Origin of the sequence: Vibrio mediterranei, from assembly GCF_013364395.1 — a bacterium.
GTDB classification, from domain to species: domain Bacteria; phylum Pseudomonadota; class Gammaproteobacteria; order Enterobacterales; family Vibrionaceae; genus Vibrio; species Vibrio mediterranei.
This window is the reverse complement of record NZ_JABXGK010000001.1, coordinates 1,861,322-1,877,662: the sequence shown is the minus strand read 5'-3', so window position 1 is coordinate 1,877,662 and position 16,341 is coordinate 1,861,322. Positions and strand designations below refer to the sequence as shown.

Below are 16,341 nucleotides of genomic sequence, written 5' to 3'. Positions count from 1 at the left end.
AGGATGTCGAAATTACAAGCTATACTAGCAATCGCAGTCGTTAGCAGTTTCAATGCCGTCGCTAATGAAGAAAGTGCTCACATTACAGAGTATTGTGGAGCTAAGCACTATGAGTATTCACATAATATAACCATTGGTGATATCGAAGGTGTGGGAACACATCGACAAGGTTATATGCAGGTAACGGAAACCAGCACGGATGATGAGCTTAAATGGCAGTTACTTAAGATGTCTGCACTCATTACCAATCCCGAGGAATGTTTGACTTACATATCGAATTTGGGCATTGCTAAGTTTGGTGAACCGACTGAAAAGGGATACTTGGTTGCGCGGGTACATTTTGCCTTTGATAAATACAATCTCACGCCTTTGGCTCACAAAACCTTAACTGGAGTCGCCAAGCAGTTAGCGGCTAACAATTTTGAGGTGACTGTAGAAGGGCATACAGACTGGGTAGGTTCTGATGAGTACAACCAAGCATTGGGGATGAGACGTGCAACGGCAACGGCTAATGAACTAGCCAGTAACGGGGTGAGGAAAGAGAATACAACGTTAAAGACATTTGGTGAATCTGAGCCATTAGCTTCGAATAAAACAGCGGACGGGCGATCTCAAAATCGACGTTCTGATGTTTATATACCGTTGGACTCGAAAGTAGATAATCAATAAATAAAGCCCAGCGAGATAGCTGGGCTTTTTTATATCAGAACCATTTCAACTTATCATGCAGTTGCGTAACACTTCCAACCACGATCAATGCAGGACTTTCAGCCTCACTTGCCATTGTAGGCAGCGTGTTAAGTGGCCCTTGGAAAACGCGCTGTTCTTTGCGTGTACCGTTTTCAATCACTGCGCACGGCGTATTTTCGTCAAGACCATGGGTAATTAGTTTATCAGTGATACGGCCGCTTTGCTTCAGACCCATGTAGAACACAAGTGTATTGTTTGATTGAGCCAGTGAACTCCACTCAATTTCTCGGCCGTCCTTTTGAACATGTCCGGTAATAAACTGTACGCTTTGAGCGTGGTCGCGGTGGGTGAGGGGGATGCCAGCATAGGCTGTGGCACCAGCCGCTGCGGTAATTCCTGGCACCACTTCAAAACTAATGCCATTTTCTGCCAGTGTTTCCAGTTCCTCGCCGCCACGACCAAATATGAAGGAGTCGCCGCCTTTGAGGCGCACCACTTTGAGTCCTAACTGTGCTTGTTCAACTAAGATCTGGTTAATTTGATCTTGAGGCACACAGTGGTAATCGAGCTTTTTGCCCACATAAATCATCTCAGCATCTGGTTTGGCAAGTGCAAGAATTTCTTTAGAGACTAAACGGTCAAAAACGACAACATCAGCCGATTGAATTACGCGATATCCTTTCACTGTCAACAAATCAGGGTCTCCCGGCCCTGCACCGACTAGAGAAACGAAGCCAGTGTTTAAAGATGTTTGATGAGTGGTCATAGTTATGCCTATCAATTTCAAATTTTGGATATAAAAAGTAAAACTCAGATAATGGCAAAGTTAATACTGTTTATAGCCAAAGAAGCTATCAACAAGGCCTCGCACATAGTACGAGGCCCAATAAGCTTATTTGCTCAGTGCTGGTTCAGCGTTCACTGACACTTCTGCGTCTGCTTGTGCATCTAGAGATGGTGCAGTTTTAGCGTGAGTTAGGTAAAGCGGGAGACAAGTCATGATAAGACCGCCAACGATGTTACCAAGAATGGTAGGGATTAGGTTGAAGTTCAACCAAGTTGCAATACCAAAATCAGCACCAAGAATCATACCTAGTGGGAATAGGAACATGTTTACCACAGTATGCTCAAATACTAGTGCGAAGAAGATGAAGATAGGGAACCACATCATCGCCACACGACCTGATACAGAACGTGCTGTCATGTTGCCGATAACGCCAAGACATACCATAAGGTTACAGAAGATACCGCGTACGAAACAGGTGATCCATCCGTCCATGCCCATGTTCTCAAAACCAAGGCTACGAGCTGTCGATACCGCTACAAACTTTTTAGCAACCGCATTAAGTTCCAGAGAGAAGTTACCAGTTAGTGAAACTGCTACAAGGTAAGCAACGATAAGAGAACCAATTAGGTTGCCCAAACCTACGAGTCCCCAACAGCGGAAAATACGGTTCCAAGTAATACCCGGACGGTTAGCAAATTTAGCCAGTGGCGCAAGACCGAATACACCCGTTACAAGGTCATAGCCCATTACACTTAGAATAACGAAGCCAACAGGGAAGACGAGTGCGCCTACGATACCGATACCCGTTTGGACGATTGTTGTGATTGCAACAACTACCGCTAAAGACAGGATGATACCGGCCATTGTGCCACGAAGGAGTAGGTCGCGAGTGCTTGTTTTTGTTTTCGCTTCGCCAACGTCGATCATGGTTTGCACAAACTGCGCAGGTTTAAAATCAGCAGACATAGAATTGTACCTATTAAAAGTTAAAGTTAAAAAGTTAAGATTGAATAGTGATAGGGGCTAGAGCTTCCAACCCCTATAGGCTATTCAGTCTCTTGGCTTACGCCGAAACTTCTACTGCACCTCTGGCAATACGAGTTTTGTATGCTTTCACGCTAAAGCGCTCATCTTCCATACAAGTACCTGTTACTAGGTTAAAGCGTTGTTTCTTAAGAGGGCTTGCTACCCAAAGCTCGCCTTGGTGCTCAACAATTAATCCACGTGATAGCACGTTAGATTGGTAGAACGGGTCCATGTTGCTGATCGCCATCACTTCTTCAGCGGCCGTTGGGCGGAAAATAGCAACCTGTTGGCCATCCACCAATGCACATACGCCAGTGCCAGGGATGATGTCTTGGATATCACATACTTTTTGAAATGCCATGATTACTTCTCCAACTCAACGTGTAGGATGTCACCTTTAGCTTCTGGGTGTTTCTCTGTAAATGTCGCTGGACGGTGTTGCTCACGCTCTTGAACGAAAACAACATTGTCATCGCGAAGATCGCTGTTGATGAAGTGAGAGAAGCGTTTAAGCTGAGACTCATCTTCAATTGTGTTCTTCCATTCGCAGCTGTAATCACCCACTAGACGTTGTACATCGGCTTCTAACTGTTCGTTGATACCAAGTTTGTTATCAACGATCACCTCACGTAGATAGTCGACGCCGCCTTCCATGTTTTCCATCCAAACTGAAGTACGTTGTAGCGGTGCAGCAGTACGGATATAGAACATCATGAAACGGTCGATATATTGAATTAGCGTTGCTTCGTCTAAGTCAGAAGCAAGTAGGTCAGCGTGACGTGGCTTCATACCACCGTTACCACATACATACATATTCCAGCCAGCATCCGTCGCGATAATGCCCAGGTCTTTACCTTGAGCCTCAGCACACTCACGAGTACAGCCAGAAACGCCAAACTTCATCTTATGAGGAGTACGAATACCTTTGTAACGGTTCTCGATGCGTGACCCCAGGCCAACAGAATCTTGAACACCATAACGACACCATGTTGAACCCACGCAAGTCTTGGCCATGCGAAGTGCTTTGGCATACGCTTGACCAGTCTCGTAGCCAGCCGCAATCAGTTTTTTCCAGATAGCAGGAAGGTCGTCTTTTTGCGCACCAAATAGACCAATACGTTGAGCACCCGTGACTTTCGTATATAAGCTGTACTCTGCTGCCACTTCAGCAAGCACTTTCAGTGCTTCAGGAGTAACTTCACCACCCGCCATACGAGGAATGACAGAGTAAGTACCGTCTTTTTGAATGTTACCTAGGAAGTTGTCGTTGGTATCGTGCAGTTTCACAAGCTCAGGCTTAAGAATATGCTCGCCCCAGCAAGACGCTAAAATAGAGCCTGCAAGAGGTTTACACACTTCACAGCCGTAACCTTTACCGTGTTTCTCAAGTAGTTCTTCGAACGTCTTGATTTCTTCGATACGAATTAAGTGGAACAGCTCTTGGCGAGAGTAAGCAAAGTGTTCACAAACGTCGTTTTTAACTTCGATGCCTGATTTTGCTAGTTCAGCATTAAGGACCGAGGTAACAAGAGGGATACAACCGCCACAGCCCGTACCTGCGCCCGTCACTGCTTTAATATCGCCAATCGTGTGGTGACCGTCAGCAACAGCTTGTGCAATCTTGCCTTTAGTGACATCAAAACAAGAACAGATAACGGCTGATTCAGGTAGAGAATCTGCACCTAGTGTCGGCTTTTCAGCACCAGCATGCGCAGGTAGAATCAAAGTATCAGGGTGCTCTGGAAGTTCGATTTCATTGAGCTTAAGCTGAAGTAGATCGCCGTAATCAGAAGTATCGCCAACCATTACTGCACCAAGCAACTTCTTGCCATCTTCAGAAACAATCAAACGCTTGTAAACTTCTTGTTCTTCGTTTTGGTATACGAAGCTCTTACAACCAGGAGTACGGCCATTTGCATCGCCAATAGAGCCCACTTTTACGCCAAGTAGCTTTAACTTAGCGCTCATATCTGCGCCTTCAAACTGACTGTCGTTACCTACCAAGTGGTCAACAGCAACTGTCGCCATTTTATAACCAGGAGCAACTAACCCGTAGAAAGTACGGTTCCACGAAGCGCACTCACCAATCGCATAAATATCTTGGTCAGTAGTTTGAGCGAAGTTGTTAATTTCGATACCGCCACGAGGTGCAACACCTAAGCCCATCTGACGAGCAAGTTTGTCTTGTGGACGGATACCCGCAGAGAACACGATGAAATCTACTTCAAGATCAGTACCGTCAGCAAACACCATAGTGTTGCGGGCTTCATTACCCTCGGCTTTGATTTCAAGTGTATTTTTGCTTGTGTGAACCTGAACGCCCATACGTTCAATCTTGTTGCGAAGTTGCAAACCACCTTGAAGGTCTAACTGTTCCGCCATTAATACTGGAGCGAACTCCACAACGTGTGTCTCGACGCCCAGTGCTTTAAGTGCTCCGGCTGCTTCTAAACCAAGTAGACCGCCACCAACAACAACGCCGCGTTTACTCTTTTTCGCCGTTGCTTCAATAGCTTTTAGGTCTTCGATAGTACGATAAACAAAACAGTCTTTGCTCTCGTTACCTTTAATAGGTGGTACAAATGGGTAGGAGCCTGTTGCGAGAATAAGCTTGTCGTACTTAATTTCACGACCAGTACTTGAATAAACGATTTTGTTTTCGCGGTTAACGTTGATTGCGCGTTCACCAATAAGGACATTGATGCCGTGCTTTTCGTAGAAACCTTCTTTAACTAGGGAAAGTTCGTCTGCAGTGTGGTGTGAAAAGTAAGAGGAGAGGTGGACACGGTCATACGCGACGCGTGGTTCTTCGCAGAAAACGGTGACGTCATAGTTAGCCATATCGGTTTTCTCGACTAAGTCCTCGAGATAACGATGACCAACCATGCCGTTTCCTATCACGACAAGCTTCATCTTGCTCATATTAATACCTAAGTGTTAGTTCTTCGAATCTTCGCGCATTGTTAAATGTGAAAGAAAATTAAAACATGATGTAAATCAATTACACTTTTAAACTACTCTAAAGTGGTAGGTGGGGTGATTAACTAATCAACAAGTTAATAGTAGAAGAAGCTATTTATAGGGGAAAAGCATAGCAATCGTTTTGCCGCAAGGGTGAACGCAGATTAGCATAGATATATTTGTCATACAATAGTGCTGTTTTTACATATATTGTAATTTACCTACATAAACCATGTAAGTTGTATGGTTTATAAGCAAATGCCATATGTATATGGGATTTTGTTCTATAAACTTATGTATCCATTATCCTAGGGTATTTATAACCACATTATAAATAAGGTTAGTTGGCGCGAATTACGTTCGTAAGTTGAATTACAAGGAGGAGATATGAAACGACTTCATATCCAAGCAGTAATCGCTACCTTTGTCCTAGGAATACTCTTCGGTTGTAATGGAAGTGGAGGAGACTCCAGTTCAGGTAATCAGACTCAAACCATTCCGACATCTCAGCTTTCGCTGCCTGAACAATTGGAGGTAGTGACCAATGAAAACGACTAAACTAATTCCACTTGTCTTGGCGCTAGCCCCTTTCACTATTCAAGCCGCATACAATGACGCGGGCACAGACTATACGCTCGCAGAGCAGCGGACACATGTCTGGAACGAAGCTTTAGAACCTATTGAACTCGTGAACAGCATTCTGTGCTTTACGGCGCAGTTCAACAGCGTCGAGTTTGCTAACCAAGGGCCTTACTTAGTGTTAGCTGATGAGTCGGTGTGTTTTGATGAAGAGAAATCAGGTGATAGCGGGCAATCATCAGGCGCGAGTAATCAAACCCAGTTGATGAAAGCGGTAAGTACGGTTGTTCGAGAGTCTGATTCCGACCCTTTACGCGTTAGTGTATGGCTTCCAGATATGGGACAAAGTGATGAGGGGGAACAAGCGATTAAGTTCAAAGCGGAAATTCGTAATGGCGCCACTGATGCCAATCCATTTGGCGACTTCACCTTTAACTTTGACTTCTTTGATAATTTTGACCAAAACAATCAATCAGGAGGAGGTGAAGTCAAAACGATCTCTGATCTTGATGGACAAATTGGTTTCACATTATATGAGCAGGGAAGCCACGGCGGTAACCAAAGCTACAAACAATGTGCCAGTGTTGTGATGTCTGAAGATAGAACTACAGGCGTTGCGTTAACGGGCATGGAATACTCTGGTCAATATGGTAGTGGAGGACAGACGTTTGCACTAGCATTCAATGAGAATCGCGTATTAGTTCAGAGTACCAATGGCGGTTTTGATGATTTGCCTTACAAGTCAGGAGACTTTGCAACTGGCTCTCAATGTTTGAGTCGGACAGAATTTACATCACACGTTCATCGATATGATTTATTTGATGCATCGACAGGGGCTGCTGTCGAACTCAATAGTGGCTTTCCTATTCGTTATGACTCTACGGGCAATGGCAATAACGATAACTACGGCTTTATAGGTTATTGGGGGCTTTGGACCGAAAGCGGTCATCAGTTCAGTAATGGTGACACCGTAGTGAAGGATAACAACGAACAACAGGAAACTTTGACTATCGTGACAGCGCCGGGCCGTTTAATCAAGAACACAGTGAATACGTTAGCGCTCACTGAATTAGCAGGGATAGACTTTAACTATTGGGATGATGATGTCTATCAAGACAACTCTTTCGATCAGTGGGTCGTGAACTATAGCAATCAACAGTTCATTAAAGTTGGTAAGCTGTCTTGGACGGATAATGGTCCTAGTGTGACTCAGCTAGAAACTCCAATCGTAATATCGCTTAGCGATTACGACAGTCTATATATGTATTCTGAGCAGCTCGGCGGAGAGGTGAAGTATCTCAACGGAGAGGATAGCATAACTTATTATGTCCAAACCTTTATTGATGGGTCACAAAACGGTGATGCTGCACTTCCTAACAACGGCACCATTACACTAACTTGTTACGATAATTGTCCGATCGGTACCATTGATGACCAGCATATCGCCCAGTATTGGGGAGAGAATAGCCCATTTGAAACTGTGCATGGCACTGCTTATCAATTTACGTTCTCGATTGATGGTGTTAACGCACTGACGCTCGTTAGCGTAACCAGTGGCGAAGCGGTTCATTTCGATTCGTCTGTTACCTCATCAAGCCTTGAATCTACACCTCACCATTGGGGATTGAGAACAGGACCAATGGTTCTATCGTCGCAGTCTATTTCTAATCCATGGGAAATTTACGATCCTAATGTTGTGCAAGAATTTTATGTGTGGGAAACAGGGGTCAATGAGTGGAATCGATTGACTACAGTTCGCAATGAATCGGGGGATATCGTGAGCTTCGACCGTCCAATTCAGTTTAGCTATGTTCATACCACTAACAATGATCGAAATGGTGATGCTGGTGACTATGCGAACCAGACCTTTATGCTTAACTACGGAGGGAATGGTGATCTATGGGGCATTCCAAGTATCAAAAATGACGAGGACGACCATTATCGTGCTGCCTTTTCAATCGGCGATGGTGTAGTTATGGGAGGAAGCAGTCAATACGTTATAAAAGCTCGTGAAATTGAAGAGTTGATGAAACCTTTGGCAACGTCTGAGTGCGACGCATTAACCTTGCAAGACCCTGCCGTTGCGGTACCAACTTCTGTCACGGGTAGTGCCGATATCGGTAGTATGCCTGAAGTGACGGGAGAGCCTTCAGTGATTGCAGGTGTAACACAATAAAATAAATGGGCTCCAAATCGGAGCCCATTTTTACCCAATAAACAACCAAACCCCAACACCACACATGAGTGTTCCCGCAATGCGGTTCATGGTCCGTACGTTGTTTGCATTACCCAATGTTCGTTTCAATCCTTTTCCGCCAGTCGCGTAGATAGTCATACAAACAAACTCACTGACCAAAATAATTCCGAGCATGATCGATACTTGTCCAAACATTGGCTTTGACTGGTCGATAAATGGGGGAAGAAGCGAAATCATAAATGCCCAACCTTTGGGATTCGCAATAGCGGTAACAAAGCCTTGAACGACTAGATCCCAATCTTTGTGTTCGGTTTGTTGTTCAACGTCAGAGGTGATGGCTAGTTTACCACGTGAGCGCCACATTTGGATGCCAAGATAGAACAGATAAGTTGCGCCGACGGCCTTAAAGACAGTGAATACTTCTGGGTATTTCAACATGACGGCAGCAATACCTAAGATAGCAGCAAGAGAAACGGCGGCAACACCGAGCAATTCACCGACCATCATCCACAACGTACGTCGGTAGCCAATACTCATGCCCATTGTAAGCGCCAGTGTCATGCACATTCCTGGGGTGATAGAAACAAAGAAAAATGTGGGGATGAATATTGAGAGTGTTGCCCAGTCCATAATGATGCTTATTAGAATATTTAACAATTTAACTATTAATAACAGAGATTTCGTGACAGAACTATCAATTTGTTAAACAGAATGGAATATTTTTGGCTAGTGAAAGGTTGGAGTTAAATAGAGTCGCTAGACGATGTGAAGTATAAAATAGGGATAAACGGTTAAATATTAGGCGTAATGACTGCTTAAGAAGAATATACCCAAACGGTAACACTTTGACATACATAGTGTTTACATCCATTGTTGTTGAGCTATCCAATAACGTACATAGGAATCTAAGAAATGGAATTCACAAAAACCATTCGTCGACTGAGTACTATCGTCATTGCATCCCTCACTGCTGTGGCAACCTTTCAAGTGCAAGCTGACGATAAAGTTTACCGTTTAAAACTGGCAGAAACCTGGGGGCCTAATACACCAATTCTGGGTGACGCGAGTAAGAATATGGCAAAGTTAGCCAAAGAAATGTCGAATGGACGTTTAATTATTCGAATCGACTCTGCTAACAAACACAAAGCCCCTTTAGGTGTGTTTGATATGGTTAAGTCTGGTCAATATGACCTTGGTCATTCAAGTTCATACTATTGGAAAGGTAAGGTCCCTAATACTCTGTATTTCTCATCGATGCCATTTGGTATGACAACGATGGAGCAGTATTCGTGGTTCTATCATGGTGGGGGTCTAGAACTCATGCAGCAAGTCTATTCACCGCATAATTTGTTGTCGTTTCCTGGCGGCAACTCAGATATACAGATGGGTGGTTGGTTTAAAAAAGAGATCAACACCGTTGAGGATCTGCAAGGTTTGAAGATGCGTATCCCTGGCTTTGCGGGTGAGGTGTTAGCGAAAGTTGGCGCGAAACCAACCAACATCGCGCCGGGCGAACTGTATACCTCATTGGAGCGAGGAACAATTGACGCATTAGAGTGGGTGGGGCCTGCCTTTGATTTACGAATGGGTTTTCAAAAAATCGCACCTTATTACTACACAGCATGGCATGAACCAGGCTCTGAGACTCAGTTCTTGGTCAACAAGAAAGTGTGGGAATCTCTGCCAGCAGATCTTCAAATCATTTTAGAAACTTCGTTCCGCGTTGCCGCGTTTGATATGTACACCCAAGCTTTGCATGAGAACGCGAACAGTTGGTCTAAGATGAGTTCAGAGTATCCGAATATTAAAATCCGTTCTTTCCCGCCAGAAGTAATCAATGCCCTAAAAGCAGCAAATGAGGAACTGCTTCAGCAGCAGGCGGCTAACGATAAATTGGCGAAAGAGATTCTTGATTCACAAGCCAATTATCTAGTGAAGATGCGTGAATGGACGAACATCTCACTTCAAGCTTATCTAAACGAACAGGCCAACTAGTTACAGTGGTTATATTGAAAAAACACCCCGCATTATGCGGGGTGTTTTTTTATAGAGGAGCTCGACTAGTGAATGAAATATCCTTTCCATGGCCAGAGCCAATCATGACCGCTTCAAAAATAGGGGCTGACGCTTGGTTTGGGTTCGACCATTCGATTAAGAAATTAGCCCCTGCGCCTCCACTGACTTCGCGCTTTTCAACCAAGTATTCAGAACTGGACATTGCCTCAAGTTTGTAACCTTCGGAGACAAACTGACGAACAAGTTGGCCGTTGGTGTCATAGTAATTGATGCTATGGATATTAATACTTGAGTTAGGGTCAGTGTTACGCACGACTAAGGTGCTTTCCAGCAATACGGGTTTACCACCATCGGTATAAATATGTGAATAGACAGGAACATAAGAGCGAGCGGTATCACCAAGACTACCATTTGTTGCTTTTAGAGAAGTTCTTTCTATTTGTTGTGCCTGATGGCTAAGCTTCTCTTCTATCGTATCAACAGACTTCACTAGAGTACCAAGATAGATAGCGAGTCCGATAACAAGTATGGTTGAGATAATGGACACGAATTGGCTAGCATTTTGTTTTGCAGTCATAAAGTCTCCTGTTTTTGTTTATTTCACTAAAACTATTATATTCGCAATCTCTTGCTAGGTGTCATAAATTGCTTCAAATCAGGGAGTTATGAGTGAGGTTTTCTGTTAGCAATTGTGTTTTTTTGAGGGTGAGTCTTTTCTAAGAAGCATGTTGGAATAAAGGTTAAGCAGTTTTACTTATCCTTTGGGAACATCACGATGTGAGCGTTTTTTGGGGTCATGAACGATAGCAAGATCTCTGAGTTTAGCCTCATCAATAATGACACTTCGGATCTTGTCATTACGCTTGGCTTCGTACATAGCGAAGTCTGTATAGATAAGTAACTGCTTGATACTTAACTCACTAGTGTCTGGCAAGAAGACTCCAACAGAGGCATACAGCGTCAATACAACCCCGGAACCGCGCACTATAAACGGATAGCTTTCTAGTTGGTCTAATATTGTTCTGAGTTCATTAGGGTCGAATTCAGTGATGGCAACGAACTCGTCACCACCGATCCGGTAAATTTGACCATCAATGGTTTCTTTCAAACGTTTGGCGTAGCAACGTAATACTTGGTCACCGACCGTATGACCATAAGTGTCGTTAATGTGTTTAAAGCGATTAAGGTCGATGTAAATTAGTCCGTGGCCTTTTTCTAGAGCCTGTTTACGGATACGGTTTAAAGCATGACGATTTTTAAGTTTAGTCAGTGCATCATGATTGGCGCGATGATTAGTTATGTAACCGAAGAAAAAGGTCACTAGCACTAGCAGCGCTAACAGTGTATTGATGATATTTAATCGACGTTTGTCACTCTCTTTTTCATTCAGTTCACGCCAGTTTGCTGGTGGCTGATAACGGCGGTTGATTGAGTTGGCGTCGATAAAGTCTAAGGTTCTATTAAACAACTGAGCGAGAATCTCGCCACGCTCAGTTTTAGGAAACCCAAAACTCAACTCAGATTGATAAAAAGGGCGAAAGTAACGGTCTTGTGTCACGTTGGTTATATTGTGTTCGTACAATAATGTGTCTAACGTAACTTGACTGGTAATGGCGTAATCGACCTCTCCGGTAGTGAGCGCGTTAATGAGCTTTTCAGTATTGCTATAGTAAACCAGAGTTTTGTTGGGCAATGAACGTCGAGTGATGGAGGCAAACACATCGTTTTCCACTACACCGACTTTTTCCGCGAACAGTTCGGAAATATGTCGGTAGACTTCTTCTTTGTAACCAACACGCTTGGCGATGGCACCATGAATAGAAGCGTAGGGACGACTGAAGTTTAGTATACGTTGACGGTGTTTTATGTCAGCAATAGGAGTCGTCACGTCACGTTCACCCAAAGTGAGCTTTTGCAAAGATGCTGACCACGATTCTGTAGGATCGTAGACCATTCGGCATTTTAGTTGATTGAGTTTGCAAATTTGCTTTGCAAACTCAACAGAAATACCCTCAGGTTGTCCATTCGCTCCTGAAAACACATAAGGTGGGCGAGGGTTAAGATAGATCTCAATAATAGAGTCTAGGTCTAACCCACTGGAGTTAACTTTGTGTCTCAGTTGTTTAATGGCAATTTCGGTAATGTAACTGTCGATGTAACGACGAATTTCTTTCTGGACAGAGTCTTTTGCAATAATGTCGCTAAAAGCCGCCAATAGTGGTTTGTTCTGTTGTTTGTTGGTAATAATGGATACAGGTGGAATGGAGACTTGGTCGTTGATCGAGGTTGCTTTAAACCCCGCAGATAAAAAGCTCTCTAATTGTAGGAAAGTGCCAATATAGCCATCTATATTACCAGCCAATAAGCTCTCAAATGCAACGTCATTGTCATTGAACCCCAATACACGTTTGTCTGGATAGTATCTCTGAATTATGTCGTTAAACGCTGTTCCCATTGTTGTTCCAATGACATGCATTTCATCAAACGACTCGCCACCTTTGTTAAATAAATAGGTTGGCTCAATGTTGATTGGCTCAGAGAAGATGAATCGTGAAGCTCGACTCTTGGTATAGGTAATATTAGCGACAAAGTCTATTTTACCGTCTTCAACAGCATCTAATCGCTCACCAAATACAGGATAGTCTGCGTACTGAAAAGAGATATTGGATTGTTTTTCAATGGTAGAAAAAATAAAACGGGCGATAAAGTCACGTTCATGAGCCGCGACAATATAGGTATCAGACTGAGCTAGAGTAACGTGCGTGGCTCCTAGTAATACGATCAAAACAACCATGCGAGCGAGCATGGTTTTAAGAGTGAGCACACATTTAAGTTTCAACTCCAATAACTCCTTCCTTGGGGTGAATCAGAGGTACAGACATAGTTTAATAATAGATATGAAGAATACAACGTTAACTGGCTGAATTAAAAATAAAAGCTGGTTTATTTTCGAAAACTGAGAGGAGCGTGTTGCTCTTTGATTACACATTACATGATAAGAATAGAGTCAACTCTAAAAGTTCCATCTAGTCCACTTAAGTTAGAGCACTTTGCCGTCCGCTCTTCGTTAGAAAGACCGTTAATGTAGGCATTCACTTGCTTCGAGAGGTTCATTATAGGAAAAGAAATCCCAGCAATAGGTCACAAAGCCATGTTGCTGGGTAAATGGTATTGACGGATGGCTACCTTATCAAAGAACGTTACCGTTTTGACTATTCGGTTATCGACAATATGCTCTGAGACGGTTGTTAATTGACCGACATCAACAAGTTCTCTCAAGAAAATCGGAAACCTCTAGACGGATTTCCGATCTTCCCTCGTTATTGCGTTAGGCTAATCGACTCTTTTCTAATTCAGAACTTCTTTTCAGTGACAATTACACGCCACTAATATAAGTCATTTACTGAATGTCAATTTTCTGTGACAAGAGATTTCTAGGGTCCAAACACGTATTTTCTGCGCAGTCCCAATTTCTTGGGGGGGAAACGGCAACCTTTTCGGATAATGAACGATCATCATTAAAACTCAGGGCTAATCCACTAAGTCGGTTAATTAATCTGACATGACCAGTTACGGTTTCTGAATTATCATGTTGGACAGATTTGTCTTTCAATATAATCCATTCACTTGCTAAGCAGTCTTTTGAATCTTTATCCCGAGTGCACACATCAGCCGTTAGATCTACTTTAGTCCCCCATTTACGGTAGTCGTCAATATTAGCTTTAGAGGTAGGTGCCACAGATAGATACCTTTGCGTGCTAGGGTCTAATAGAAGACCTTCCTCAATATTGATTAATCGAACGTATCCATCACCAGAGTAGTGGATCATCCAACGATTTCCTCTACCAGCCGTTTGTTCAGAGTTTGTGATTTCTAACGCCTTATGAGTGATATTCCAATATAAATACTCGTTGTTTCCATTTCTCAAGTACGGAAGGTAATGACCATGAATACTGTTTGTTGGGTCATTCAAAGTGATAGGTAAAGATTCTGATACGGAGTTATTTGAACAAGAATAATAACAATTCGAGGTAAATTCTTTTCCGGTAATGAAGTCATTGATTGCAGGATACTTTGTATCCATCATAAATCGGTACCAAGATCGAGAGATATATCCTTGGGAAGTTGCTAGTAAAGTCCACTTTTGAGACGATAAATTATCTGTAGCATACACGGATAAGGGGGCTGTCTGACCATTCTGAGGTCCACTACTATGCTCTGGTGTACCAATGTATTTGTTTAAGTAAGCATTCCATGAAACATTCATTACACGCAATGGAGAGTTTACAAGCTGTCTGTTCGTACGCATAGTAACAGCGTTTCCGGCGTTGTTAGGAGAGTACTCTACTGGGTAGTAACCTGTTGTCGATAAATCCGTAGGTACGATGTTACTGTCTGGCTTGGTGTTACCAAGTGAAAGATCAGCACCATCGTCCATTTTTAGCCACTGACCTCGATAATATTTAGCCCAACTACTTGGTGCCATTTTTTTAGAAATAGGGGCTCGCATCACATGTTCTTGCATGAATGAGCTAAACCCACTTGTAGCATAACCATTTTGAGTGTTTTGTACTCGACTAGTATAGAAAACATAAAAATAGCCAGTTGAATAGTCGATAAATAACCGCGGATCTCCCCCCCCATAATCGTATGTTTGAGCATGGGGATCATAATTGTGAGGCTGTTCTGCAGGGAGTTGTCGATAATCACGCATACCAAACTGTGAGGTTGCTAATGTTTTTGTAATGCGCCAATGTCTCCCTTTGTCCGTAGATTCAGCCAGTTCGATGGCGTCTTGGCGCGGCATTAGTCCAAAGATTTCATCGTGAATTAGACCATACCAATTCCCAGTGTCAGGGTCGACCCACACACTCATTAAACCGCAAAAATTATTATAAGGGTAAGTGTTCGTATTGGTATTTCCTTTGGGTTGAATGGTCTGCATTAATGGAGAGTTGTTACAAAGTGGTACGGTGTTTTGTACAGTAGCTCTGTCTAATATTGTTTGGAATTGAGATGCGTATTTTCGATTTACGTCATAGAAATCACTAGCTGAAAAAAAACGCCAAGCATGTTCATAATTATTAGGGCTATAGGTTGAATATTGTGAGAAAGTGTCGTGATAATAATATTTCCCGTTTTCATCAATAAACGAGAAGCCAGGGGAGTCATTGTGGACATTTAAAGATGTCGGAGTGCCGAACGATACAGTGGGGTTAGCTTGGAGTTGCAAAGAGGCAAGCCCCAAAAGTAATGGTAAAGTACTTCTAAAGATTTTGTGCCTTTGTTTCATTTTTCTAGCTCCATATGAAAGACTCCACTTTTAACGTGGAGTCAACGAATGATTAGTTATAGGCATGTGATTCTGTCTTTATAATTCCTCAAGTTATCTCGATTAATCTGCTCAGCATTTTCAGAGTTCACAGAGCGCCAAATATCGGGCGAAATTCCTCTGGCAACAAGCTCTTTGATGCATTCGCCTGTCATGGTATTTAACAAAGTAAAACCGATGACAGAAGAGATAGAGCCCGTTGAAAAGTCATGATTAGGGACCTTGATAGTCGCGTCTCCAGCGACGCCTCCCATGTCAAGAACTACGTCGCAAACATCGCACAGCTTTTTACCCGAATTATGGCGAGAAGACACTGCATCGGTGAATGCCAGTGATGTTAATCCTATTACTTTTAAGCCTCGCTTTTTGGCTTCTATCGCAAATTCAATCGGTACAGCGTTACGTCCAGAAGTTGAAACCACAATCAGCACGTCGCCAGTACGAATGTCTTTCTCGGCATTTAAAGCGATGCTTGCTAAGCCATGTTGACGTTCTGAGAATGTACTCATGGGGGCATAGGGATACAAAGCGAGGGTAGGTGGAAGAATGGCATTAATCTGTACCAAACCACCGGCTCGAAACCACATCTCATGAGCAAACATTTGTGAGTGCCCGCAGCCGGTCACATGGATAAGACCATCATTTTCGATTGTATTAGCCATTAACTGAGCACCTTTACGAATCGCTTCTTGTTGATTTGACGCTGTATCTAAATGCTCGAGTAGGCCGTTTAAATATTCTTTATACATGTTC

Annotated in this window: 13 protein-coding genes; 4 read left to right on the top strand and 9 right to left on the bottom strand. The window is 43.1% G+C overall.

Translation table 11 applies throughout. The annotated features are described in order from the left end of the window. Positions 1–3 precede the first annotated feature (3 nt). Positions 4–669, top strand: coding sequence for an OmpA family protein (locus HOP38_RS08830; RefSeq protein ID WP_062459588.1), 666 nt, complete (start codon positions 4–6; stop codon positions 667–669). 34 nt (positions 670–703) lie between these two features. Here the strand turns inward: HOP38_RS08830 and cobA are convergent, their stop codons facing one another. From cobA to nirB, 4 genes are all read right to left on the bottom strand, one after another. Next, complete coding sequence (cobA, locus tag HOP38_RS08825) at positions 704–1,456, bottom strand: uroporphyrinogen-III C-methyltransferase (protein ID WP_006070705.1); 753 nt, start codon at positions 1,454–1,456, stop codon at positions 704–706. A gap of 126 nt (positions 1,457–1,582) precedes the next feature. Then, positions 1,583–2,443 carry a formate/nitrite transporter family protein gene (locus tag HOP38_RS08820; RefSeq protein ID WP_006070704.1) on the bottom strand — a complete coding sequence of 287 codons (861 nt, stop codon included), beginning with the start codon at positions 2,441–2,443 and terminating at the stop codon, positions 1,583–1,585. A 97-nt stretch (positions 2,444–2,540) separates the two neighbouring features. Next, complete coding sequence (nirD, locus tag HOP38_RS08815) at positions 2,541–2,864, bottom strand: nitrite reductase small subunit NirD (RefSeq protein ID WP_198557885.1); 324 nt, start codon at positions 2,862–2,864, stop codon at positions 2,541–2,543. A gap of 2 nt (positions 2,865–2,866) precedes the next feature. Further along, positions 2,867–5,425 (bottom strand): nitrite reductase large subunit NirB, encoded by a 2,559-nt coding sequence (gene nirB / locus HOP38_RS08810; protein WP_006070702.1) that lies wholly within the window; start codon positions 5,423–5,425, stop codon positions 2,867–2,869. Between the two features lie 426 nt (positions 5,426–5,851). Between nirB and HOP38_RS08805 the strand changes: the two genes are divergently transcribed. Both HOP38_RS08805 and HOP38_RS08800 read left to right on the top strand, forming a co-directional pair. Further along, positions 5,852–6,022, top strand: a complete 171-nt coding sequence (locus HOP38_RS08805) for a hypothetical protein (RefSeq protein ID WP_006070701.1) — start codon at positions 5,852–5,854, stop codon at positions 6,020–6,022. Further along, on the top strand, positions 6,009–8,219 hold the full coding sequence (locus tag HOP38_RS08800; RefSeq protein ID WP_198557884.1) for a hypothetical protein: 2,211 nt from the start codon (positions 6,009–6,011) through the stop codon (positions 8,217–8,219). Before HOP38_RS08805 ends, HOP38_RS08800 begins: the two co-directional genes overlap by 14 nt. 30 nt (positions 8,220–8,249) lie before the next feature. On the opposite strand, the gene HOP38_RS08795 is transcribed toward HOP38_RS08800, so the two are convergent. After that, entirely contained in the window at positions 8,250–8,870 is a 621-nt protein-coding gene (locus HOP38_RS08795; RefSeq protein ID WP_038222142.1) for a LysE family translocator, read from the bottom strand. A gap of 282 nt (positions 8,871–9,152) precedes the next feature. On the opposite strand from HOP38_RS08795, the gene HOP38_RS08790 reads away from it, so the two are divergent. After that, positions 9,153–10,235, top strand: coding sequence for a TRAP transporter substrate-binding protein (locus tag HOP38_RS08790; RefSeq protein ID WP_198557883.1), 1,083 nt, complete (start codon positions 9,153–9,155; stop codon positions 10,233–10,235). A gap of 49 nt (positions 10,236–10,284) precedes the next feature. Here HOP38_RS08790 and HOP38_RS08785 read toward each other — a convergent pair whose 3' ends face one another. The 4 genes from HOP38_RS08785 to HOP38_RS08770 form a co-directional block, all read right to left on the bottom strand. After that, positions 10,285–10,833, bottom strand: coding sequence for a DUF3124 domain-containing protein (locus HOP38_RS08785; protein WP_006070696.1), 549 nt, complete (start codon positions 10,831–10,833; stop codon positions 10,285–10,287). A gap of 177 nt (positions 10,834–11,010) precedes the next feature. After that, positions 11,011–13,095: a transporter substrate-binding domain-containing diguanylate cyclase gene (locus HOP38_RS08780; protein WP_124939771.1), complete on the bottom strand. Its 2,085-nt coding sequence runs from the start codon at positions 13,093–13,095 to the stop codon at positions 11,011–11,013. 561 nt (positions 13,096–13,656) lie between these two features. Beyond that, complete coding sequence (locus tag HOP38_RS08775) at positions 13,657–15,549, bottom strand: hypothetical protein (RefSeq protein WP_198557882.1); 1,893 nt, start codon at positions 15,547–15,549, stop codon at positions 13,657–13,659. Positions 15,550–15,605: 56 nt separating this feature from the next. Continuing rightward, positions 15,606–16,337: a sugar isomerase domain-containing protein gene (locus tag HOP38_RS08770; RefSeq protein ID WP_198557881.1), complete on the bottom strand. Its 732-nt coding sequence runs from the start codon at positions 16,335–16,337 to the stop codon at positions 15,606–15,608. Positions 16,338–16,341: the final 4 nt, after the last annotated feature.

Coding starts and splice junctions, on each gene's coding strand:
- HOP38_RS08775 (WP_198557882.1), bottom strand. CDS start 15,549: ATGAAACAAAGGCACAAAATCTTTAGAAGTACTTTACCATTACTTTTG.
- HOP38_RS08820 (WP_006070704.1), bottom strand. CDS start 2,443: ATGTCTGCTGATTTTAAACCTGCGCAGTTTGTGCAAACCATGATCGAC.
- HOP38_RS08785 (WP_006070696.1), bottom strand. CDS start 10,833: ATGACTGCAAAACAAAATGCTAGCCAATTCGTGTCCATTATCTCAACC.
- nirB (WP_006070702.1), bottom strand. CDS start 5,425: ATGAGCAAGATGAAGCTTGTCGTGATAGGAAACGGCATGGTTGGTCAT.
- HOP38_RS08790 (WP_198557883.1), top strand. CDS start 9,153: ATGGAATTCACAAAAACCATTCGTCGACTGAGTACTATCGTCATTGCA.
- HOP38_RS08805 (WP_006070701.1), top strand. CDS start 5,852: ATGAAACGACTTCATATCCAAGCAGTAATCGCTACCTTTGTCCTAGGA.
- HOP38_RS08795 (WP_038222142.1), bottom strand. CDS start 8,870: ATGGACTGGGCAACACTCTCAATATTCATCCCCACATTTTTCTTTGTT.
- HOP38_RS08770 (WP_198557881.1), bottom strand. CDS start 16,337: ATGTATAAAGAATATTTAAACGGCCTACTCGAGCATTTAGATACAGCG.
- HOP38_RS08830 (WP_062459588.1), top strand. CDS start 4: ATGTCGAAATTACAAGCTATACTAGCAATCGCAGTCGTTAGCAGTTTC.
- HOP38_RS08800 (WP_198557884.1), top strand. CDS start 6,009: ATGAAAACGACTAAACTAATTCCACTTGTCTTGGCGCTAGCCCCTTTC.
- nirD (WP_198557885.1), bottom strand. CDS start 2,864: ATGGCATTTCAAAAAGTATGTGATATCCAAGACATCATCCCTGGCACT.
- cobA (WP_006070705.1), bottom strand. CDS start 1,456: ATGACCACTCATCAAACATCTTTAAACACTGGCTTCGTTTCTCTAGTC.